Source organism: Paraniabella aurantiaca, assembly GCF_050309965.1.
In the GTDB taxonomy this organism is placed as follows: Bacteria; Bacteroidota; Bacteroidia; order Chitinophagales; family Chitinophagaceae; genus Niabella.
Window position 1 is genome coordinate 945,652 of the sequence record NZ_JBLOSY010000002.1, and the last position, 23,101, is coordinate 968,752.

The following is a 23,101-nucleotide window of genomic DNA, read 5'->3' on the forward strand; positions in this document are numbered from 1 at the left end:
TCATTCTTCTAGTATTTGATATCACTGGGTGAAATACCAAAGTATTTTTTAAAAGCTATACTGAAATTGTTCTGGTGACTAAAGCCGGTTAATTCAGCCGTTTCAAAAATCGTTTTACGTTCCTGCAGCAATAGTTTTTTAGCATACTCCATTCTCAGGCGAATGGTATAATTATGTATGGTAATGCCGTAATATTCCTTAAAGTCTTTTCTTAGTTTTGACTCATTAATGCCCGCTTCCTGCGCCAGCTCCTTTTGAGAAGGCGGATTAATAAAATCCTTATCCAACAGGGTTCTGATCACTTCCAGTTTAGCTACATTGTAAGGCTCTATCGTTTTAATAGATCCGTCATTGGCCGTACTGAGCTGTTCCAACTGGTAAATCAACAGCTCCATTACTTTGGCTTCTGCATGTAATCTCCTCACTTCGCCCTTCTTCTGCCCTTCTTTCAGGTCGCTGATGATCCGGATCATTTCAGGCGTAGCCTGCATGTCCATGGGCGTAAAGCTGGTATACTCCTTTTTATCGATGGATGTAACGAAGTCTTCGTGAAGTGAAGAATGCCGGTTGATCAGGTGGAAATAATAGTCTTTAGAAAGTACCATCAGGAAGTAACCATATTCCACATCTTTCTTCATTTCATATTCGTGAACCGCTGAGGGGATATAGCGTATGTTGTGGCGGCTTCTGCCAAAAATATTCAGCTTTTTGAAAGAAGGTAGTTTGTAAAAGATAAACTGGCTCAATACGGTTTCGCCGGATACTTCCGTATGTATCTGCACCGGCGCATCGCATTTCATTTCGGTATATAAGAGAAACATACCGGCAGCGCTTAGCTGGAAATTTTTCATTTCGAGCGGGTTTCGTTTAATAGTCAACCGCTTCTCCGTTACTGTTGTATTTTGAGGCAGATAGCGATCGGGTATACTTTCAATAAATAACCATTCGTTCAAACCCTTTATTTTACTTCTTATTACCATTCAGCTATAATTAATTCTCATTGATTAGTTGATCGGTAAATGTAACAGCGATCAGCAAGAATGGTTATCGAAAAAGGGAAAATTAAATTACGAATTACGGAATTTTTTTAAGCCTGCACAAAGTAACAGGCTCATAAAGAACGTTGCAGGTAAACAACTTGTTGCTACAACTATGATTGCTCTTAAAATCGCGAAACCGGTTGAGTTCCGGCACGAAAAGCGCTCCAGTGAATCACTAAAAATAATATAGTCAGGAAACCTAAATTAATATCAATGGGTAGGGCTACTTAACCACCTCATAGGTTTGTAACGCAATCTCTAATTCTTCGTTTGTCGGTACTACCAATATCTTTACGCGGCTATTCCCCGCCTGAATTTCTACCGGTTGTTTGGGATGATTTTTTGAAATATTAGCTTCTTCACTCAAAAGAATACCTAACGCTGAAAGTTCCCGGCAAGCCAGTTGCCTTGTTAATGCATCATTCTCTCCAATGCCTGCAGTGAATATGATGGTGTCTACCCCGTTTAATACAGCGGTATAAGCTCCTATATATTTTTTGATCCGGTGGGTATACATTTCATAACAAAGAATAGCATGTTTGTCTCCTTCATGGTACAGCTTACTTACATCCCTTGCATCATTGCTACCCGCAATACCCAGCATGCCGCTTTGTTTGTTAAGGGTGTTTTTTATCTCTTCCAGTGACATGTTCATTTCCTCAGCCATGTGGAAAATAATCGAGGGATCGATATCTCCGCTGCGGGTCCCCATGATGAGTCCGGCCAACGGACCAAATCCCATGCTGGTTTCCACACTTTCTCCCTTTTCATTAATCGCACACATGCTGGCTCCATTTCCCAGGTGTATGGTAATGGCCTTCAGATCGGTTTTATTTAAATACTTTGATGCCTGCTCATACACGTATTTATGACTGGTACCATGGAAGCCATAAGCCCGAATCCTGTCTTCCCGGTAGAATTTTTCTGGTATAGCATAACGGAACGCTTTGTCCGGAATGGTATGATGAAAAGCGGTATCAAATACGGCCACCTGGGTAGCATTCGGGAAAGCTTTTTCTGCCGCATTAATGCCTATAATATTTGCTGGATTATGCAGTGGCGCTAAAGGAATGAGCTCCTCAATAGCCTTCTTCACCTCGCTGGTAACAATTTGTGTTCGGGTATAATGCTCACCACCATGCACCACCCTATGCCCTATCGCTTTTATATCTTCACGTTGCGGTATTACGCCTGTTTCTTTATCAACCAGCAGGTCTGATATAACATTGAAAGCCACTGTATGATCCGGCAGCTCAACTGTTACATTCTTTTTTGATTCATGCCCGTCCTTAGTCCATGAATGACTGATATTGCTGCCTTCGATGCCAATACGCTCTGCGAGTCCTTTAGCCAATACCCTACCGTTCTCTACATTAATGAGCTGATACTTTAAAGATGAGCTCCCGGCATTAATTACTAATATTTCCATTAAACCCTTTGAGTATTTTGTTTAGTTATTGCCCCGATTGAATGGCGGTAATCACTACTGTATTATAAATATCATCGACAGTAGCACCACGACTCAGATCATTAATAGGTTTATTCAGCCCCTGTAACATGGGCCCCACGGCCAATGCACCGGTTTCTCTTTGCACCGCCTTATAAGTATTGTTTCCTGTATTGAGATCAGGGAATATTAACACATTCGCCTGTCCGGCTACCAGGGAGTCAGGCATTTTGCTGCGCCCTACTACAGGATCTACGGCGGCGTCATATTGTATGGGACCTTCCACTAAAATATCAGGTCTTTTTTCTTTAACGATTCCTGTAGCTGTCCTTACCTTCTCTACTTCTGCGCCGCTACCCGATGCACCCGAAGAGTAAGAGAGCATCGCCACTTTGGGAGTTGTAATACCAAATGCCTTGGCCGAATCGGCTGAGGACATGGCTATTTCCGCCAGTTGTTCCGCAGTTGGATTTGGCACAATGGCACAGTCTCCATAAACCAGTACCCTATCGTGCAACAGCATGAAAAAGATAGAAGAAACCGTATTAAACCCAGGACGTGTTTTTACAAATTGCAATGCAGGCTTGATCGTGTGTGCTGTTGTATTCACGGCACCCGATACCATCCCATCTGCTTCACCCTTATACACCATCATGGTCCCATAATAGGAAACGTCCAGCATCAGGTCTTCTGCGGCGGCCAGCTCCAGTCCTTTCGATTTGCGTAGCTCATATAAAGTATTACTATATTCTCCGTACTTCTCGCTGTTCTCAGGATCCGTAATTTTGATCCTCTCGTCATCCCAATGCAAACCCAATTGTGTAACCTTCGCTTTTATTGTATCAGGGTTACCCAGTATCGTGAGGTAAACAATTTTATCCTTGGCCAGGTTGGAGGCAGCGGTTAATATGCGATCGTCTGTTCCTTCGGGCAATACGATATGACGCTGTAGCTTCTTCGCTGTAACCAGCATATTATACTGGAACATACGTGGTGTAATGCTTTCCGTTTTAACCGAATTGATCTTTTCGCTTAAGGCTTCTGCATCAACAGCGCCCTCAAAAAGATCGAGGCATAATTTGATCTTATACTGGTTGGCCGGGTAAATGCGGGTTTTGATATTGGCTACCTTATTGGCGGTTTCAAAAGTACCGGTGGGCACAGCCAATACAGGCAAAGGTTTCTGGGAACCGTCCATCAGGTTAACGATCGAACGCTCCGGTAAAATACCGGCTGATAATACAATACCTGCCACATTAGGATACTGCGGAGATATATTGGCCAGCATCGTACCTACGATCAAATCTCCCCGGTCACCGGGAATCACACACACACAATCCTCCTGCATACGCGGCAGGTAGTTCGCCAGCTGCATGCCACCGATGATTGAATTCTTGGCTACATTTTCCAGCTTATCGGCTCCGAAAAGAATATGAGCTTTCAAATGATCTGCTATTTCCTGCATCGAAGGCTTAGTAAGCTCTTCTTCGTTGGGAATAACGGATACCACGATCTCATTGCGCAGGTGCTTATCAATTTTTTCTTTTACTTCTTTTACATCTTTGGTGCACCGGCTTACAAACAGGCCAATAATATTTAGATCCTTTGCCAGGAAAGAATGCACTTCTGCTATTACGTTATGCACCAGGTTAGCAACTGTTGCGTAGCTATCCCTGGTTACCAGCAACACCGGCATAGCCAAACTCTGCGCCACAGAGGCATTAAAATCTGCTTCAAAAACAGACCCTTCTTCTTTAAAATCGCTGCCTTCTACTAAAACAAAATCAAATTGCTCTTCGAGCTTTTTATACTTATTGATGATGGTTTCATATACCTCATTCAGTTTGCCCTGGTTCTCCATCTCACTTAGCTCGGACCGTGTAAAGGCATACGCATCTTCATACGCCATATTGATCTTAAAATGGGTAAGTATCGTATCAATATGATTGTCCTTTGGTTCGTGACTGTCGATCAGTGGCTTAAAATAAGCTACTTTAGTAGTAGTACGCTGCAACATCTGCATCAGGCCCAGGCTGATCAAAAGTTTCCCGCTCTGCGCAGTGGGCGTTATTACATAAACTGAACGGTTCATTACTATAATTTTTGCAGCCGGATGCGCTGCATTATTTAATCAGCGTAGCAGGAAAATCACGAATGGTTTCGCAACACACCTGCTCCATTACCTGCTTTAGCTGAACTTTTAACATCGCAATGGTATGATCACCACCTTCTTTTCCTAAAGCGCCTACGCCGTACATGAACGGGCGCCCCATGAAGGTAAAATCGGCGCCACAAGCTAAAGCACGGCCAATATCCGGCCCGGAACGGAGTCCGCTATCAATCATTACTTTGTACTTGGATTTGAATTTATCTGCAAGGCCTTTTAACGGTTTGATGGTTGATTCACCCGCTTCTATCTGGCGACCACCATGGTTGGAAACGATGATACCATCTACACCAATATTGGCGCAAATAGCAGCATCTTCTTCGCTTACCACTCCTTTGATCACTAATTTACCTTTCCACTTGTCTCTTATAGCCTGTACTTTTTCTGCATCTACCCTTCCGGTAAAAGTAGCATTCATGAATTTACCGAGCTGTTTCATATCCATACCTTTCTTCATATAAGGCTTCAATGTAGCAAAGGATGGGATACCCGCTCTTAATGTTTCAATACCCCAGGTAGGACACATAGCGGCCTGTATAAAATTATTGATCGTTTGCTTGGGCGGCATGGAAAGACCTGCTTTGATCTCGCGATAGCGCAATCCAAAAGACGGCACATCAATCAGTACTACCAATACATCACAATTCACAGCCTCCAGGCGGCGCAACAAATCATCACGCAAGCCATTATCTGTTGGGTGGTATAGCTGAAACCAGAATTTGCTTTCAGTAAGCTCGGCAATACGCTCAATACTACTGGTAGATACCGTACTTAATATATAAGGTACATTGTGCTTCAATGCCGCTTTTGCCAAAATTTCAGGAGCGTTGGGCCACATCAGGCCCTGTAAGCCTACCGGCGCAATACCAAAGGGGGCATCATAAGTGTGGCCAAAGAGTTCAGTTCGCATGTCAACGCCATTGTGCTTTTTTAAGTACTGGGGCATCAGGAATACGTTCTTAAAATCTTCTTCGTTTCTCCACACGTTTAACTCATCGTTACACCCGCCTTCGAGGTAGTCGAATGCAAACTTGGGGATCCTCTTTTTTGCTTTAATTTTCAGGTCTGCTACAGACGGATATTTGGTATTGTATTGTAACAAATTTGTACTCATAATAATAGATCGGGCAAATTTAACTTTTATAAACCCACAAGATTACTAAACTAATCATTTTTTTGTGTCCTGTACCGTCCGGTGCCGCAATAATATTACATTAAACTTTTTGATCAGTCATGTTTCTATCATCTTTGAAAACAATGTTCTATCGTAGACGATATTCTTTCTCAGACAACAATATTATTGTTGCCCCGGTTGAAATACTTTCTTTAAATAAGCTACGTTGGCCCCATAATTATACTTCACATTGGTAGGTTGACTGGCGTCGCGGCTGCGTTCCACTACCAACCAGCCTTTCCATTTCATTTTATCGAGTACCTTCTTAACTTTATACAAATCGATCTGCGGGTCTTTCTCCAGCCACACGCTGTCTTTATTAGAGGCATGGATCATCGCAATATTTTTCGCACCCAGGGTCTTCATTTCTTTGTACAGATCCCGTCCTCCCTTTAACGGATTTGAAAAATTGAAATAGATCTTTATAGCCGGTGAGCCGATCTCTTTCAACAGTTGCTTTTCCCCGGATGCCGAAAGGGCGGTTTCAATAGCTATTACCACTCCGGCCTTTTCAGCCATCTTGCCTACGACTTTTAAACGACTGATCACCGAATCCCTGATACTGGTGCTTGAAGCAATATCACATTGAACGCCCATTGGAAGAAAAGCTGTTTTAATACCCATCAATTGCATCGTTTTAATACAGTCGGATATCGATTCCAGGTACGCTTCCCTACCACAAAAAGACTGGGCATAATAACCTGTCATTGCCAATGAGAAGAGCTCTATACCGTTATCTTTTGCGGCCTTCAGGTATTGTTGACGGCTTGAATCTGCCAGCAATTTATTATCGAAAGTAGGCCGGTTGCCTAAGCCTCCCATGTCCACCTCTAATCCATCTGCTTTTAATTCTTTTGCCAGGGCAACCGCACTGAGCTTCTGTCGTTTCAATAACATCAGGTCTATCAAACCAATCTTGTAGCGACTTTTTTGAGCCATTGCCGGCAGCGCGAATAATGCGATAATCCCGCTTAGCAAAAAAAACTTACCAATTTGTTGCTTCATTTTTAAATAAAAAGAGGTCCTGATTGCGACGCGAAACCAGGACCGGTGATCAATAATTTTTATGATTATAAACAGGTATGAACATGAGTACACCTGCTATTTTATAGCATCTCCAAACACTTTCTCCAGGTTGACAAATCCTTTTACAGCATGTGCCGGTAATTTTTCACCCTTATCACCAAACACATACATATCAGTCATTTTTTCGATCGTAATACCCGACTCATCTATTTGCCCGTTCTTTTCTATGGCTGATAGATCCAGGTTCAGGTTTTTCGCCATGAAGCGATATACTGCTGTTCTTTTATTGATGCCAAAATCATGCTTCTCATCGGGTAGGTGCACGTTCGTCACATTTTCTTTTTTACCGTACCAGCTATACATTTTCTGCAGGTATGGAAAATCATGTTCCGGCATTCTATCGGTCCAGTCGCCGCCATCAGATACCAAAAGCTGTGGATTCGGAGCCGCCATAGCCGCCAGTTCCAGGTTATCCGTTCCACCGCCACACATAAATACCGGCATGCCGCTTTCGCAGGGGCAGCCGCCATACATATAGGAAGAAACCGACACTACAGGTGCTGATACTTTAATACGTTCATCGATGGCTGTCATCAAAACGGTATGACTACCACCTCCCGATCCGCCTGTAATACTAACACGATTGGGGTCTGCTTCTTTTAACGTTAACAGGTAATCCAGAATTCGGATAGCGCCTAATGTTTGTATGGTTTGTGAAAGACTTTTACGATGGTCGGCATACTCAAACTGTAAACCTGATTCGCCCCAACCAAACAAATCGTAGCTAATGGTAATCGCACCCATTTTTGCCAAAGCGGCACAACGCAACTGGCAATCAGCACGAAAACGATGATCGGCCCAGTGACCGTCAGGATTCAAAATAACCGGAACCTTTCCCTTTATTTTCGCCGGTCGATAAATGGAGCCATTGACCCAAACGCCTTTTAATATTTCAATAGCAATATTCTCTACGGTGTAGCCGTCATGCTTTCTTTTGGGTGTTATAATAGGTTGACTGATAGGATAAGCAGGCAACTTAGCTAGCTGCAATGCGTCCATGATGCAAGGTCTTAGCACTTTCTTACGCACTTCCCATTCGTTGATATTTTTGTATTGTGCAGCAATGCGATCGAGCTCGGCCCATCCCTCCGCCACGGGCCAACGATAATACTCAAACTCGCTTACCTTGTACTTCTTATTGCCATCGGGTTTTACCTTCAAATCAAAAGGTGCCAATACATTTTTTAATGTTTCGTCTACATCTGTACGATAACGCCACTTAGCATACTTCAGATTTTTTCCTGTTACCAGTTTCTCATCAGCCCGAACAGTAACACCATACTGTTTTTCAATATCTTTCAAAACCTCTTTCAAAGGCAGTTCGTATGCACCATCGCTATTATTGAATTGAGCGAAAGATGTAACGGAACAGACAAGGATGATTAGTCCCGGTAGCAGCATGCGACCCGCTTTGGCTGACCTTTGTAAAACCGTTGCTACATATTCAAATGACGACTTCATATTCATTTTATTTTTCAATTGCTTCATTCTTTCTATTCTTCTTCCAGTTACTAAAGAGCAGATTGGGCGCCACATCCGGTTTAGGATAAAACAGGCTGGCAGTATATCCAACACCGATCAATACCAGGTGACTGTATACACCTAACATGAGTTTATTATGCGTAAAATTATACGATCCGAGGTCCAGCAACAACTTTGGATCTTTTAAACCAATCGGTGTGGAAGTAAGAAACGCATAAGCGGTAAAAAGGATGCAGGTAATGATCCCGATATTAACTCCCTGGCGGTTGGCACGTGCACTGAATAAACCTAAAAGAAATATGCCTACAATTCCACCAGAAAAAATTGCATAGATGGTGAAGATAATGCCCAACACCCCTTCGTCTCCCGACAAGATGTAAAGTGCTCCAATGCCAACAGTAATTAAGCCCGAGATCACAACAAAGAGCTTACTGGCTTTCAAATATTGCTTATCGGTTTTACCGGGGGCTAATTTTTTATAATAATCCTCCACACCCACTGCTGCCAGCGAGTTCAGGTCAGCACTGAGGCTACAGATGGCTGCCGATAACAACGCCGCAATGATAAACCCGATAATGCCCGGGGGCATTTGCGTCATGATAAAATGCGGGAAAGCAGCCTCTGCTTTCATCCCATCGGGAGCACCATTCTGCTTATAATACACAAACAATGCGGTACCAATGAGCATAAACATGGTCCAGATAGGTACCGTTAACGAGATACCCAGGAAGGATGCTTTGATTGCATCTTTATCTGTTTTTGCAGTAAGATATCGTTGCACCACCGTTTGATCGGTAGCGTACTTCTGAATGGCATAAAATGCGCCGTTAATGATCATCACGATCAGTGTGAGTTGCTTAAAATCGAAATCGTAGGGCCCAAAGCCGGTACGGTTATTTTCGGTAGCAATTCTTATGGCTTCCGGTATCCCTCCTTTTATGGAACTCAGCAAAACCGTTAAACAAACGATACCGCTGAAAAACAACATAAATCCCTGGAACACGTCCAGCCAGATCACCGCCTGTATGCCTCCTTTAAGATTCACAATAATCAGGATAATACCTACTACGGCCAATACCAAAAAAGGATTCACATCTATCATCTCCTTAATAGCTACAGCAATAAGGAACAGCACTGTTCCCATGCCTGCAAACTGCCGTATAATAAATGAAAGAGAACTATAGTAACGGGCAAAACTTCCAAACCTTTTCTCAAAATATTCGTAGGTGCTTAACCCGATTGATTTCCTGAATAAAGGCACGATAAACCATATACAACCTAACAGGACGATGGGTACCATCAATCCCTGCACCAGCAGGATCCAGTTACTGGTATATCCCTGTGCGGGATAACCGAGAAAAGTAACGCTGCTGATTAAAGTTGCCAGCAATGATAAGCCTAAGGCCCAGGAAGGGATATTTCCTTTGGATAAAAAAAAGTTTTGGGTAGATGTTTGTTTTTTAGCAAATCTGAATCCGAGAAATACTGTAATTCCCAGAACAAGGATGATAATGGCAAAATCAATAAAATGCAATCGGCTCATGTCGTTATATATTTTTGCTGGCCTGTGACCAACTTTTGGCGTGTTACTTATTACATCGTTCAGCTAAATTTCAAAATCGAAAAAAACGATTTCCAGATTGTAATCCTTTGCAGGCTTCTGCATTGAAGTACTGTACAGGGATTTACCTTACACATCTTCATACAATTTATACAGCTGCCTGATGGGCTCTGGCAGGTTATAGCTGCCCGGTTTTACGGTAATCAGCCTATCGCCGGCCTTCATTTGCACCACACCCCGCTCCCATTCATATACCGGTTCAAAACAATTCATACCAAAAGCCTCGAAAATAGCGGCAGCAGTAGACCCGCCCTCAATCAACAGTTCATCTATGGTGAATTGATCAGCCAGTGCCCTTACATGCTCCGCCATTTTCAACCGCAGATGTGCTGCTTCAAACGCCGATGGATGAATGGTTTCATCAAATGCCACAATTAACTGCTGATGCTGTCTTAGGATCTGTGCGGCCTTCATCACCCATGTATCCGGCTTGCTATCAGTGTCCATCATACTGCTATCAATATAAGCGGTATAGCTGCTACCGAAATATTTGATCAGCTCTACGCTTTTACTAAAAGAAGTACCACTTACATATACATGCGCTTTACTTAAGAAAGGTTTTTCTACAGTATTCTTTTTTACATGCCTACGTTTCAGCAAAGCCTCAAAAAAATCGCCGGAGCCCGCAGCTATACACGAAGCATCTATCATTGCGGCCCATTGATCGACCTCTTTGCTGCCAGCTGCAGACGATACAATATTTAAGCCCTTAGCTGGTGCATCTCCCTCGCTCAATATCTTAACCGACCGACCCAACATTTCTGAAATATCTGAAGAAAGAATAGCAAATTCAGGATCCCTGGCAAAGCTGGTTTGACTGATATCAATGCCATCAATAAAGTAACGTCCGTTCCTGATGGTACGTCCTAAAGAAGGATTAGCCGGCATGATCAAAGCTTTTTCTATCCCCAGCACTTCCATCTGTATATTTAGCTCCTCAGCAACATAGCCCCTCAGAACGGAATCGGTCTTCTTAAATATGAAATCCGGTTTCTGCGCCGCGGCCGCCTCTGTTGCAGGCTTCACAGCCTTCAAAGCCTCGCTCTTTTTCATGGACCGGGTATCCGTTGAAATAATATATACATCCGCATCCCCTTGCAGCGATCCGTCGAGGCAAAGGGATACCTTTAAGCCATAGTTCAGGCTGATACCCGCAAGCTCGGCTGCCCCTGTAAAATCATCTGCAATAACTACGATCATAAAGTGAATGATGAGTAATGAATAGTGAGTGCTAAGTATCACTAATTACTCATTACTGATTATTGATTACTCAATACTGATTACTCATTACTGATTATTGATTACTCAATACTGATTACTCATTACTGATTATTGATTACTCAATACTGATTACTCATTTCTGATTGCCCGCCAGCTGCACGGCGCTTTCAATGGCCAGCACCATAGCATCAGGACTCGCAATACCTTTACCAGCTATCTCGAATGCGGTACCATGATCAACTGAGGTCCGTATAATCGGAAGTCCGAGCGTTATATTTACACCCTTTACGCTGTCCATCTGCTGCTTCTCTGCATTCCAGCGGAAGCCGGCTAATTTAAAAGGAATATGACCCTGGTCGTGGTACATGGCCACAACACCACCATAAGCTCCCGTGGCAGCTTTGGCAAACATCGTATCCGGTGGTACAGGACCTTCTACATCGTACCCCCTGCTTCGAGCCTCCTCAACAGCAGGAAGAATTTCCAGATCATCCTCCGTACCGAATAATCCACTGTCGCCTGCATGCGGATTTAAACCGGCTACCCCAATTTTCAAATTGGTTTTACCCAGGCTTACCAGACCTTTGCGCAACAATTCTATTACTTCAACTATACGGTCTTTTTTTACAAGGTCACAGGCCTGTCTTAATGATACGTGGGTGCTTACGTGAATCACATTGATATGATCTTCCACCAGCAACATGGCGTATTTTTTGGTGTTGGTGTAGTGCGCATAAATTTCGGTATGGCCCGCAAAATGGTGCCCCGCTTCATTGATCGATTTCTTATTGATCGGTCCCGTAACCGTTGCATCTACCTCGCCTGCCAAGGCCAGCTGTATTACTTTTTCCACCGATCTGAAGCTAGCTTCGCCGCACATGGCATCTATTTTGCCATACTCCAGCTTCGCCACATCTACATTTTTCAGATCCACCACATCGATCGTACCGAAAACAAAACCCGCTTCTGCAGGTTTTTCAATACGATTTATTTTTACGTCTAAACCTAACGCTGCAATGATCTTTTCAAACACGCCAGCATCTCCTGCTATGAGTGGCCTGCATATCTCGTAAATCTTTTTATCTTTTAATGCTTTCACTGCAATCTCAGGACCAATACTGGCCGGATCGCCCATTGTAATAGCTATTATAGGTAAACTATTCATTTATTATTAGTTGAAATTTATTTGCTGTAAATGTTGTACCAATTCCGCCGCCTGTTCTTCACCCTGCGATTGTAAAGGAGGCATCACTACCGCCTGGCAGAGCCTCCGTTCCTGCATTAATACCTTTAAGGCCCAAAGGCTTTCACCCAGGGTTCTGCCAGACTGATACAGGTTACCTCCTGTATCGCTATGCTGTTGCATTTCGTAAGCCAGCTCCTTATTTCCAGCCTCAACAGCCTCCAGCATTTTTTTATAAATCCCCGGGAACACATTGCCTGTACTGGGTATCAGGCCATCGCTGCCGCCCAGCAATGCTTCCGCAGACCTTGCTGCCCATCCCAGGAAATGCCCGAAATCCGTGCGATCTTTCCACAACTCCAATGATTGCTGCAACCGCTCGTCACTACGTTCGGAATCTTTGGTAGCAACGATATTGGGATGATGACTCAACTCATCTATTATAGATAAGGGAATACTCATGTGGGTAGTAGCAGGTATGTTGTAGATAATTAACGGTATAGCTATTGCGTTGGCCAGGTCTTCAAAATATTTCTTCATCTGCCCCTCAGTCAATACATAATAAGACGGTAATGTAGCTGCTACTGCATCCACGCCATGATCGCCGCAGTAATTCGCAAAATCAATAGACTCACTTATTACGTTTGAAGAGATCCCTGCATAGAGAATAGTACCCGGCTTTTTAAATTTAGCAGCAGCTTGCACATAGTCTTTCTTTTGTTGTAAAGAAAGAGAGGGCGCTTCCCCTGTAGTACCCAAAATAAAAGGCGATGAATTGTTAGCATAGAAATTATTAAAAATTTTTTCTACAGCTGATTCATCGATAGCGAACGTTGATGTAAGCGGCGTTACAGCCGGCACAATCACTCCTTTAAACTTCTTTTCTATACTCATTGATCATATTTTATCTTGTTTCCTGTCTTCGGGAAAACAAGGCTTAAGATGTTGCAAAAAACCCGACAAGTGCTATCCCATGGCAGCTCTGTAGATGGCAATTGCATCCTGCTCTGAGATCTCTCTTGGATTATTCTTCAGCAATCGCTGTACTTTCATTGCATCTGCCGCCATTTGAGGAATTGCATCCTCTGGCACATTTACTTCTTTTAATGTAAGCGGAATACCGCATGCTTTAATGATCGACTTTATACGATCGACTCCGGCTGCTGCAGTAGCTGCATCATCTGACTGTCTTTCACAGCCCAGCGCTATAGATACTTCCGCATATTTTTGGGTAGCCGAGGGTATATTATACTCCATCACATAAGGTAAGAGTAAGGCATTAGATAAACCATGCGCCAAATGAAACATACTTCCTAACGGATAAGAAAGCGCATGTACCCCAGCCGTGTTCACCGGCCCCAGGCAAAAGCCACCCAACAAGCTACCCATTGCTACTTTCTCTCTTGCTTCCACATTATCACCTTGCTTCACAGCAGTTTCGATATGTGCTGCAATTAAGCGCATGCCCTCATAAGCCATCATGTCAATAAACGGTTGCGCAAATTTATTCGTATACGCTTCCATACAATGAGTGAGCGCATCAATACCCGTAGCAGCTGTAATGGCCGGCGGCACAGAGATTGTCAACAAGGGATCTACATAAACAATGTCCGGTACCAGGTAAGGACTAATAATACCTTTCTTTTGATTGTCCGAATCGTCTACCAGGATGGCGTTAGGTGAAGCTTCACTACCCGTACCTGATGTAGCCGGCACGCAGATCAGTTTCTTTGTCCGGCCCTTGAGCAAGCCGATACCCACATAGTCTCTTAATTGTTGTTCATTATCCAGCTGCGCCGCCACGAGCTTGGCAATATCCAATACGCTACCGCCACCAATGCCAATCACAACATCAGGGTTAAATGCCTGTACCGGTTGCATTAGTTGCTCAAAGTCGCTGAAGGTGGGTTCCTGTACAATGCTGGTATCCGTTTGCACTGAAATGCCATTGTCCTCTAATTGCTTTACAAATCCCTTAATTGCATTATGCAGGGGGACAATCGTTGCTATAAATACTTTAGATGGCTGAAGCGCCTGTACTTCTGCAGCTAATTGTTCCAAACTTCCGTTGGCAAAGACCAGCTTTCCCGGAAAAAATATCTTTAAGTTGTTCGTCAGTTCCACTCGTATAGTTGTTCTTTCTGTTAATCTTTTAATTTATGCAAGGCTTTTTGCTGATACCGGCTCTATATTCAATCGATCGCACCAGCCCAGGAATTTATCATGTAAAGCATCCACTTCACTTTTCTGATCTGGGGTTAAATGCAAGGCATAAGCACGGCTGATCGTTCTTACCGGTAGGCCTCTTTTTTGCAGAAAATATTTAGCACTCATTGGGTAAGCAATATGAATCATGGGATCTACGGCAGTCAACTCCTGCTGCAGCCATTGCACTTCAGCCTGCTTATCAGGATTGTTAGCATTCTCTACCATCCACACCAATACTTCCGGATAAAAGTTGCCCGAAATAGAAGACATACCTATAGCACCATTCTGCATGCTGAACATAGCATTGGGCGTATGAGCATCATAAAACTCCAGCTTATTAGGTACCTGCTTTAGTATATCCAGCTTCGCTTTTACATTCTCATGGGTAATGGAAGTGTCTTTATGGTAGATCAAACGATCTGCCTGTAATAATTTCCTGAATACATCGGCTTCAATAATTCGTTTATATGGAGCGGGGCATTCATACATACCGAGGGGAATATCACCTGTAAGTGCAAACATTTTCTCAAAGTTCCGCAATAGTACTTCATTACTATCTTCCACTTTAGCATAATGTCCTGTGATCAATATTACGGCGTCGACACCTGTATCATAAATACGTTTTGTGAAGTCCGCTTTATCCTCAATGGTTAGCCCAAATGATCCTGTTGCCACAATAGGAACCCGACCGTTTACATATTTTACGATATGCTGTGTCAGCTGTAATCGCTCTGCCTCGCTGATGCTGAACATTTCGCTGCTCAGGCAATTGGCAAAAATTCCTTTTACACCGGCCTGTAGATAAAAATCTAAAAGTGTATTTACTGCATCGAAATCTATATTGGCCTTCAGGTCGAAAGGCGTGATCATTACTGGCACAAATTTTCCGGCAATCGTTTGCATCGCTTTTTGGGTTAAAGTTGAAAATTTTTATCTATAAACTCCTGTAGGAAACTATTATTGTAATGGAATATATTGTTATCGAATATTTCACAACACAACAATATTTCTGGTTTATTATAAGAACGCATTGGAGAGGTCATAAACATGTATGAGTTCATTTTACGAAGTGGCTTTGTTCTTTTTAAAAGCCGTTAATAGTACGCCTGTAAAGAAAATTGCGAGTGTACCCACTACGATAACCATGTTGATATGGAGCACCGATTTAAATGGATCATAAGCCGGAGGCAATTTCGGAGAAAATGTTAACCATAGGATAACCAATATTCCCACTATTACAGCAACAATAGCTTGTCCGCTTTTCGTTTTTTTACTCATAATACCCAACAAGAATAGCCCCAGCATGCCCCCGGCAAAAATTCCGGATAATTGCCACCATATATCCAACACACTTTTAATGCCCAACATCGCCAGCCCGGTTCCTAATCCTATTAAGCCAAAAATAACGGTGCTGATATATAATAGCTTTAATTCAGCCTTGCCGGCCAGATCGGGTTTAAAATAACGCTGATAGATATCTTTCGTAAATACAGTAGCGCAAGCGTTCATGCCGGAGCTGATGGTACTCATGCCTGCAGACAGGATAGCGGCTATTATCAGTCCCAAAAACACTTTCGGTATTTTGTGTACCATAAAATGGGGCATTACTTTATCGCCATAATCGGCCGGTTGTAAGGTTGCCGCCAATGAACGCACCTGCGCTTCGGTTGCACCGGTGCCTAATTTCTCCATTGCCACTGTATGCTTTAACCCATCAATTAAATCGGGGTTGAGTTGATAATAAGCAAACAACGCGGAGCCGATAATAAAAAACAGCAACGATGCGGGTACATACATTGCGACGCAAAGCCAGATTGATTTTTTAGCCTGGGAAGTATCTGTTGCCGTATGATAACGTTGTACATAATTTTGATCCATCCCAAAATTATTAAGATTAATAAAGAACCCATACAGGAATACCACCCAAAATCCAGATGTTGTAAAATCCATTTGCATAGTACCCAGGCTGAATTTATCCTGTACCCTACCTATTTCATAAGCTTTTTCTATGCCACCCGGAATCTCCCTGATTACCAGGTACAAAATCAATAAAGCTCCAAGGGTTTTTAAAATACCTTGTACCACTTCGGTCCAGATTACCGCTTCCATACCCCCCATAACCGTATAAATAATAATACAGATACCCATTACAATCATAATAGATGCCATAGAAAACCCTAATAAAGCTTGCAGACTTAATGCCATACCAAAAAACACAGAGCCCATGCGGGCAAACTGCGTCAGTACAAAACATACGACCGCGTAAGTACGCGCCCAGGGTCCGAAACGATGCTCCAGGTGGGTATAAGCTGAAACCTCACCGGTACTCCGATAAAAAGAAACAAAATATTTAGCAGCAAAAAAAGCGGCAAAGGGCATCGAAATGCTGAACACAAAAGAATTCCAATTGCTGCCAAAGGCCTTGCCCGGCACGCCCAAAAAGGTATTGCTACTTAGGAACGTAGCGTAAATAGACAAGCCGATAGCCCAACCCGGAATGCGGCCTGAGGCTTTGGTGAACTGATCGGCATTTTTATTTTTTCGCGAGAAATAGAAGCCGATCCATATCATACCTATCAGGTACAATATAATTATGCAAACATCGATAAGCGGTATATTTTTCACATCTATGTTTTATATGACAAGAATCGAATTCTATTATGCAGTGCAATAATCTACCGCAAAGGCGCTACGACGCTAAGGCATACAATCCTACTTTCGAGAAAGAGATACTTCCCGACGCAGGCGGGATTAAGCCAGAATCACTGAGCTTGGGCAAACAATCTGGCATTAGTTAATCATCTGTTACCACACCTTTACTCACTTTTATCTTTCCCGGCCATTTCTGGTTCTTAATTTCTGTAAGCTTTAATTTAGATGGATCAATCTTCACATATTTGATCCGTTGCCGTCTCCAGGTATATACTACATGCACCATCCCATCTTTACTTTGAATGATAGAAGGGTAAGAATACTGACTGATCGGTGAATCTTCCAGCACTAAAGCCGCATACCATTTCTTACCATCTTTAGATACGGCAATGTTTAAAGGCGTACGTGGTCCTTTGCCTTTCACCCAGGATGAATCGGGCAACACATGGTTATATACCAGTAAATGTCTCCCGTCTTTTAAAGTTACCGCGTCGGTACCTGAATTATTATTGGGCATATTCAGCGTCGTCATTTCCGACCAGGTTTTACCACCGTCCCTGCTCCAGCTCTGGTAAAGCACCGTATTCCTGGTGCGTCCTAAGGTTTGCAGGTCGCCATTTTTATACTTCAGAATAGAAGGCTGAATAGCCATTATCTTTTTACCATCATTAATAGGATCAGATTTTGTCCAGGTTTTACCCCAGTCCTTTGTATACTCAAAATGAACTTTCCAGCCGTCTTTCTCAGTGCTTGAAGGACAAACCAATATGCCGTTAATTAATTCAGGCTTATTTTTTACCGGCCCCAGATAGCCTGCTGGCAAAGCTTCACGCTGGCTCCAGGTATAACCATTATCTGTAGAACGTTTTAACCAGCCCGTCCAGCCGGCAACGTTCGGTCCAATTTTATAGAAGAGGATCAATTCGCCGCCCGGCACCTGGTATAAAACCGGGTTATAGCAAGCATAACGCAAAGTATCATTCAATACGCCATCTGCGGCCATAGCGGGTTTGGACCATTTGCCATCTTTCAAATGACTGGTATAAATACACACATCTTTATATCCCTCTCTTGTTCCGCCAAACCATGCAGCAATCAAACCTTCGGGAGTTTCTGCTATGGTTGCCGAATGGCTGGATGGGAAACTGGCTGTATCGAAAATAAACTCATCTGTAGTGATGCCCTGCCTCCAACGGTCCTTTTGTGCATTGGACGATATAGTCAGTAACAAAAGACAAATAGAAAAAAAACTGGTTTTCATTGAAATATTATTTTTTATTCTGGGCCGCTTTCTCAGCATTTCTTTTATTCACATAATCTTTGAATAATTGCTTCCAGTTACGACCATTATTATTCAGGTATTGTTCGCATTTGGTTTTATAAATCTCAAAAATGGCCGAGATCTCTTTCATGCTTTTATAGTCTATTGCCTGTTCACGTGCCTGCTTCAGATTCTTTAGAATTTCTGTACGCTCCTTATCAGTCAGATCTGGTACAATTGCCTCATACCCTTTTAAAGTAAAAGCTACTTTACCTATGGTATACTGATCTAACACAATTTCTACCTGTTCAGGCGTTAACTCAGTATTTAACGTGTTCATCAGGCTTTCATGAACCGTCTTAGGTTTCTGCGAACAATAGATCACTTCCCAATCCCAATTACTTAGCGTATTACCTGTACCAGGGTTGATACCTACCGGATTATCTTTCACCGGATGCGCATTGTGCCAATCTCTCACTTCGGTAAGGTGTTGTGTGATGGCAGTTTGAACTTTCTGCTTTTTACTCTCGTCAGATAGCTTCAATTCATTTACCCATTCTGTAGCTTTCTTTTGTAATTCCTGGTTATGCCCGGATGCCTGTGCACAAACCTGCCCTGATGCCATTGCTATGGAAAATGCTATTAAGCTGATATTTTTTTTAAGATTGATCATATGGGCTATTGTTTATTTTAAATTAATTAGTAAAATGATAATTGCCGCTGCCTATCCGTAGCGTTGCTATTCCGTTTTCCCATTTCAACAAAGAAATACCCTCTGCGTTTGTTATCGCCTTTCCTCCTTCTTTTACCGATGCGGCGCTGGTAGCGGGCATATGAATAATTGCGGTGCTGTTAGCCGGCACTTCTATCTGCCATGTTAACTCACTCCCATCTCTTTTCCATTGGCTCTTAATATCACCTGCCGCTGATTGATAACCAGCCTCCACATTATTGAGCTGTTGCACAAAAGACGGTTTCATTTCAAGTTCCTTAAATCCCGGTGCTGCGGCTTTTATACCACCCAGGTCTTCAAACATCCAGATCAGTAAATCGCCCAAAAGCATAATATGATTTTGGGAGTTCATTTGCGGGTTGGCTGTATTGCCGTTCCATAATTCCCAAATAGTGGTAGCGCCGTTTTCGATCATATATCCCCAGCTCGGATAAGTTTTATTAGATGCCAGCGTGAAAGCAGCGTCAGCTTTTCCATATTGCGTTAATCCACGCATCAGCCACTGCGTACCAATAACGCCAGTACTGATATGAATTTTATCCGACTGCAGTTTTGTAACGATACTATTGAAGACTTGCTGGCTTTTACCATCGGGCGTCATACCGAAATATAATGGCAACAAATTAGCCGTCACAGTGCCATTATCGTATACCCCCGACTTATCTTTGAAAAACTTTTTATTGAAGGCTGTTTTGATATTAGCTCTTAACACAGTGAACTCAGCAATATCACGATCATTGCCTGATATTTTCGCAAAGCGTTCCATGATTCCCAACAACCGGTAATAGTAAGCCGTTGCCAATAATTGGCCGTTGGTAGTGCGGGTACTATCCTGCGACCTGATCATTTTAAGATCTTCAGGAGGCACACACCAGTCTCCATATTTATCCTTGGTTACAATAAAGTTTTTCATGTATTTACCCTTCATGTAAGCCAACCATTTTTTCATGGATGGATAATGCTTTTTAATGCTTTGCTGATCTCCGAATTGCTGATGCAGCATATCTGCTACCAGGATATAAGTGCCGGGCCAGGTAACATTATCGCTGTAGTAATTCCAATATGCAGGCGCTACATCAGGAATAGCCCCTTCTGCTGTTTGCGACTCCTCAATATCATCGAGCCATTTGGCATAAAGCGATGCATTATTGAATAAAAAACTTTCCCCATAAGCACCCTGCGCGCGATCACCTAACCAGGGTTGACGTTCATTTCTTTGCGGACAGTCAACCGGCATGCCTTTATAGTTGGAAGCAATTCCCCACCAGGCATTTTTAACGATGTTGTTGATCACTTCATTGGAAGTTTTTAAAGTACCGGCAGTGGTCATCTGGTCGTACACCAAATGTCCTTCAAAATCACCAACCGTGGGCGTTCCGGGCCAACCGCTAATTTCTACATAGCGAAAGCCGTGGTAGACAAAAGTGGGATGCCAGGTTTCTTCGCCCTCTCCCTTCAATGTATATATATCAGTAACACGGGCATCGCGTAGGTTGGCGATATACAGTTCTCCATCAGGCTGCAAACTCTCTGCAAACTTCATCTTTACCTGTTGGCCTCTTGTACCTTTCACTTTTATTTGGAGCCACCCTGAAAAATTCTGGCCCATGTCCAGGATATATGCATCATCCTTTAATTTCTTAATTGACACAGGAGCCAGCTTTTGCATCACTTTCATAGGTTTGTTTGGCTGGGGTATTACTTTGCCTGTTGGCGCAGTAACCAACAAAGCTTTTAACCATTTACCATCATTATATCCTACTTCTGCCCAACGGCTTAACTCTTTCGAAGCATCATACTCTTCTCCATCGTATTCGTTATTGGTACGTATCGGGCCATCTGCAGTAAACTTCCAGCTTGCATCAGAAATGATGGTTTGAGTGGTCCCATCATCATAAATAAGATCCATCTGGAACAATAATTTTGGAAAGCCGAAATTGTTGATCTTTTGAGGTTTGTAGTCCTGCCTCATAGTAAAGAAACGGCCATTACCCAACACAACGCCAATAGCATTCTTACCCGATTGAATATGCTCGGTTACATCGAAGGTGTTGCTCAACACAGATTTCCTGTAATCCGTAGGTGCGGGCGCCAGTACCTGGTCGCCCATTTTCTTACCGTTGATGAGCAATTCGTACATACCCAGCCCCACTATATTGACAAAAGCCTTTTTAAGTTTCTTTACTGACGAAAATTCTTTGCGATAATAGCGGGCAGATAAACGGGACCATTGAGAAACGCTATCCCATGGAAAAGCCTTGTCGTAACCGATCCACTTAGCTTTCCAATCTGCTTTATTAACAAAACCCAGGGTAAAAAACATCGGCTTACTCCAGGCCTCCTCTCCTTTGTTGGAAACTACTCTTATTTTAGTATAATAATATCTATTAGACTTCAGTGTAGTTCCTTTATACGGTATCAATAGCGCCTCATCACTATTGATCTTTCCTGAAGACCATGCATCTCCTATATTTTTTTCCAGGTTGGCTTTGGAAGTAGCTACCAGTATTTCATACGATACCTGCTTAACGGATCTTTTTCCAGAGCTGATCTGCCAGCTAAAGCGCGGTGTGGCAGTGGCAATACCAATTGGATGAGACTGTTGTTCTATCTGTATATTTATTACTTGCAGATCTTGCGCGCGACCTTTATTTTGTAGCATTAATACAAACGCTACAAAAAACAGAATGGTATATTTAATACTGTATTTCATTTATAATAGTTCTTTTAATGCTTTGGGATCAGGCAAAATACCTTTGTACTTTGCAGGAAGTTCTTTGCTGGTTTTATAAGTGGCGACACCCATAGATTTGTTAAAATCACGAAAGGAAAATTCCACTACTTTATCCGTTTTGCTTTTGCAAAGCACAATACCTATTGACGGGTTTTCGTGCGGCTGTTTTACCAGCTCATCTAAAGCAGATAAATAGAAGTTCATTTTGCCGAGATACTCCGGCTTGAACTTACCCTTTTTCAATTCGAAAGCAACCAAACATTGCAATTTCCTATTAAAAAATAGCAGGTCAATAAAAAACTCTTCCTCATCAACTACAAGCCTATTCTGATTGCCTATAAATGCAAAGTCGTTCCCTATTGATAAGATGAATTTTCTGATATTACGAACAATGGCATCTTCCAATTCGCGTTCATCTACAAGATCGGGATCTTCAATGTTTATAAAGTCCAGCAAATACTCATCCTTAAAAATCTGGAGGGCCTGTTCTCTCTGGGCTTCGTCATTAATAGTTGTATCAAAGTTGCTTTTAAGTTTACCACGCTTTTTATGCGCCTGGCTTTTAATAGCGTGAATTAACGTATCTACAGATAAAAATTCTTTAGCTGTCTTTATAATATAAAACATACGTTCATCAAGTGTTCTCGTCTTTATCAGTATCTCATAGTGATGTGTGAAGCCGATAGAAAGAAAGTCCTTTCTGAATTCGTCCGTTGACAACGGACCAAATTCATTGGCCTTCGCCGGATTCTTTTTTGTTGCAGATCTCGCAGTCTTTTTCAATTCGTCCGTTAGTAACGGACCAATTGAAAAAAAGAATTCCCATTCAGTGTAGAATACACGCATCTTCTTCAAACTGGTAATTGAAAAACCTCTTAACCCGGGAAGCTCTTTTTGAAGATCGGTAGCAATTTTATCCAGGGTACCCGATCCCCATTTTTCACTTTTAGATTTCTCCACAATCAGCTTACCTACAGAAAAATACAAAAGTAATAACTCTTTATTCGCTAATGCTGCAGCCCGATACCTGCTGGTGAGGATCATGGACTTTAATTCCTTAATGGTTTGTTTGTAGTGGGATAACATAGGTTT

Annotated in this window: 17 protein-coding genes; all 17 read right to left on the minus strand. The window is 42.6% G+C overall.

All coding sequences use genetic code 11. The features are described from left to right. Positions 1 to 8: 8 nt before the first annotated feature. The 17 genes from ACLOAU_RS18480 to ACLOAU_RS18560 all read right to left on the minus strand — a co-directional run bounded on the left by ACLOAU_RS18480 (position 9) and on the right by ACLOAU_RS18560 (position 23,095). Positions 9 to 980: a helix-turn-helix transcriptional regulator gene (locus ACLOAU_RS18480; protein WP_427863391.1), complete on the minus strand. Its 972-nt coding sequence runs from the start codon at positions 978 to 980 to the stop codon at positions 9 to 11. Positions 981 to 1,263: 283 nt separating this feature from the next. Then, positions 1,264 to 2,469, minus strand: a complete 1,206-nt coding sequence (locus ACLOAU_RS18485) for an acetate/propionate family kinase (protein ID WP_427863392.1) — start codon at positions 2,467 to 2,469, stop codon at positions 1,264 to 1,266. A gap of 25 nt (positions 2,470 to 2,494) precedes the next feature. Then, positions 2,495 to 4,579, minus strand: a complete 2,085-nt coding sequence (pta, locus tag ACLOAU_RS18490) for a phosphate acetyltransferase (RefSeq protein WP_427863393.1) — start codon at positions 4,577 to 4,579, stop codon at positions 2,495 to 2,497. A gap of 31 nt (positions 4,580 to 4,610) precedes the next feature. Further along, entirely contained in the window at positions 4,611 to 5,768 is a 1,158-nt protein-coding gene (locus ACLOAU_RS18495) for an alpha-hydroxy acid oxidase (protein ID WP_427863394.1), read from the minus strand. Positions 5,769 to 5,951: 183 nt separating this feature from the next. After that, complete coding sequence (locus ACLOAU_RS18500; protein ID WP_427863395.1) at positions 5,952 to 6,833, minus strand: sugar phosphate isomerase/epimerase family protein; 882 nt, start codon at positions 6,831 to 6,833, stop codon at positions 5,952 to 5,954. A 96-nt stretch (positions 6,834 to 6,929) separates the two neighbouring features. Then, positions 6,930 to 8,375, minus strand: a complete 1,446-nt coding sequence (locus tag ACLOAU_RS18505) for an alpha/beta hydrolase family protein (protein ID WP_427863396.1) — start codon at positions 8,373 to 8,375, stop codon at positions 6,930 to 6,932. A gap of 7 nt (positions 8,376 to 8,382) precedes the next feature. Continuing rightward, positions 8,383 to 9,939 carry a sodium:solute symporter family protein gene (locus tag ACLOAU_RS18510; protein ID WP_427863397.1) on the minus strand — a complete coding sequence of 519 codons (1,557 nt, stop codon included), beginning with the start codon at positions 9,937 to 9,939 and terminating at the stop codon, positions 8,383 to 8,385. A 147-nt stretch (positions 9,940 to 10,086) separates the two neighbouring features. Further along, positions 10,087 to 11,217: a four-carbon acid sugar kinase family protein gene (locus ACLOAU_RS18515; protein WP_427863398.1), complete on the minus strand. Its 1,131-nt coding sequence runs from the start codon at positions 11,215 to 11,217 to the stop codon at positions 10,087 to 10,089. Positions 11,218 to 11,371: 154 nt separating this feature from the next. Beyond that, positions 11,372 to 12,403: a 4-hydroxythreonine-4-phosphate dehydrogenase PdxA gene (gene pdxA, locus ACLOAU_RS18520; protein WP_427863399.1), complete on the minus strand. Its 1,032-nt coding sequence runs from the start codon at positions 12,401 to 12,403 to the stop codon at positions 11,372 to 11,374. Positions 12,404 to 12,409: 6 nt separating this feature from the next. Beyond that, entirely contained in the window at positions 12,410 to 13,315 is a 906-nt protein-coding gene (locus ACLOAU_RS18525; RefSeq protein WP_427863400.1) for a dihydrodipicolinate synthase family protein, read from the minus strand. A 72-nt stretch (positions 13,316 to 13,387) separates the two neighbouring features. Further along, positions 13,388 to 14,545, minus strand: coding sequence for an iron-containing alcohol dehydrogenase (locus tag ACLOAU_RS18530; protein ID WP_427863401.1), 1,158 nt, complete (start codon positions 14,543 to 14,545; stop codon positions 13,388 to 13,390). Positions 14,546 to 14,578: 33 nt separating this feature from the next. Continuing rightward, the gene (locus ACLOAU_RS18535; RefSeq protein WP_427863402.1) at positions 14,579 to 15,532 is read right to left on the minus strand and encodes a dihydrodipicolinate synthase family protein; all 954 of its coding nucleotides are present in this window, start codon (positions 15,530 to 15,532) and stop codon (positions 14,579 to 14,581) included. Positions 15,533 to 15,691: 159 nt separating this feature from the next. Then, on the minus strand, positions 15,692 to 17,254 hold the full coding sequence (locus ACLOAU_RS18540; protein WP_427863403.1) for a sodium:solute symporter family protein: 1,563 nt from the start codon (positions 17,252 to 17,254) through the stop codon (positions 15,692 to 15,694). A gap of 169 nt (positions 17,255 to 17,423) precedes the next feature. Beyond that, positions 17,424 to 18,542, minus strand: coding sequence for a sialidase family protein (locus tag ACLOAU_RS18545; protein WP_427863404.1), 1,119 nt, complete (start codon positions 18,540 to 18,542; stop codon positions 17,424 to 17,426). A 7-nt stretch (positions 18,543 to 18,549) separates the two neighbouring features. Beyond that, positions 18,550 to 19,215 (minus strand): DUF3826 domain-containing protein, encoded by a 666-nt coding sequence (locus tag ACLOAU_RS18550; protein WP_427863405.1) that lies wholly within the window; start codon positions 19,213 to 19,215, stop codon positions 18,550 to 18,552. A 22-nt stretch (positions 19,216 to 19,237) separates the two neighbouring features. After that, positions 19,238 to 21,988: an alpha-L-rhamnosidase gene (locus ACLOAU_RS18555; RefSeq protein ID WP_427863406.1), complete on the minus strand. Its 2,751-nt coding sequence runs from the start codon at positions 21,986 to 21,988 to the stop codon at positions 19,238 to 19,240. Further along, a complete protein-coding gene (locus tag ACLOAU_RS18560) occupies positions 21,989 to 23,095 on the minus strand; it encodes a PDDEXK nuclease domain-containing protein (protein ID WP_427863407.1) in 1,107 nt (368 codons plus the stop codon). Between the last annotated feature and the right edge of the window lie 6 nt (positions 23,096 to 23,101).

Coding starts and splice junctions, on each gene's coding strand:
- ACLOAU_RS18480 (WP_427863391.1), bottom strand. CDS start 980: ATGGTAATAAGAAGTAAAATAAAGGGTTTGAACGAATGGTTATTTATT.
- ACLOAU_RS18485 (WP_427863392.1), bottom strand. CDS start 2,469: ATGGAAATATTAGTAATTAATGCCGGGAGCTCATCTTTAAAGTATCAG.
- pta (WP_427863393.1), bottom strand. CDS start 4,579: ATGAACCGTTCAGTTTATGTAATAACGCCCACTGCGCAGAGCGGGAAA.
- ACLOAU_RS18495 (WP_427863394.1), bottom strand. CDS start 5,768: ATGAGTACAAATTTGTTACAATACAATACCAAATATCCGTCTGTAGCA.
- ACLOAU_RS18500 (WP_427863395.1), bottom strand. CDS start 6,833: ATGAAGCAACAAATTGGTAAGTTTTTTTTGCTAAGCGGGATTATCGCA.
- ACLOAU_RS18505 (WP_427863396.1), bottom strand. CDS start 8,375: ATGAAGTCGTCATTTGAATATGTAGCAACGGTTTTACAAAGGTCAGCC.
- ACLOAU_RS18510 (WP_427863397.1), bottom strand. CDS start 9,939: ATGAGCCGATTGCATTTTATTGATTTTGCCATTATCATCCTTGTTCTG.
- ACLOAU_RS18515 (WP_427863398.1), bottom strand. CDS start 11,217: ATGATCGTAGTTATTGCAGATGATTTTACAGGGGCAGCCGAGCTTGCG.
- pdxA (WP_427863399.1), bottom strand. CDS start 12,403: ATGAATAGTTTACCTATAATAGCTATTACAATGGGCGATCCGGCCAGT.
- ACLOAU_RS18525 (WP_427863400.1), bottom strand. CDS start 13,315: ATGAGTATAGAAAAGAAGTTTAAAGGAGTGATTGTGCCGGCTGTAACG.
- ACLOAU_RS18535 (WP_427863402.1), bottom strand. CDS start 15,532: ATGCAAACGATTGCCGGAAAATTTGTGCCAGTAATGATCACGCCTTTC.
- ACLOAU_RS18545 (WP_427863404.1), bottom strand. CDS start 18,542: ATGAAAACCAGTTTTTTTTCTATTTGTCTTTTGTTACTGACTATATCG.
- ACLOAU_RS18550 (WP_427863405.1), bottom strand. CDS start 19,215: ATGATCAATCTTAAAAAAAATATCAGCTTAATAGCATTTTCCATAGCA.
- ACLOAU_RS18555 (WP_427863406.1), bottom strand. CDS start 21,988: ATGAAATACAGTATTAAATATACCATTCTGTTTTTTGTAGCGTTTGTA.
- ACLOAU_RS18560 (WP_427863407.1), bottom strand. CDS start 23,095: ATGTTATCCCACTACAAACAAACCATTAAGGAATTAAAGTCCATGATC.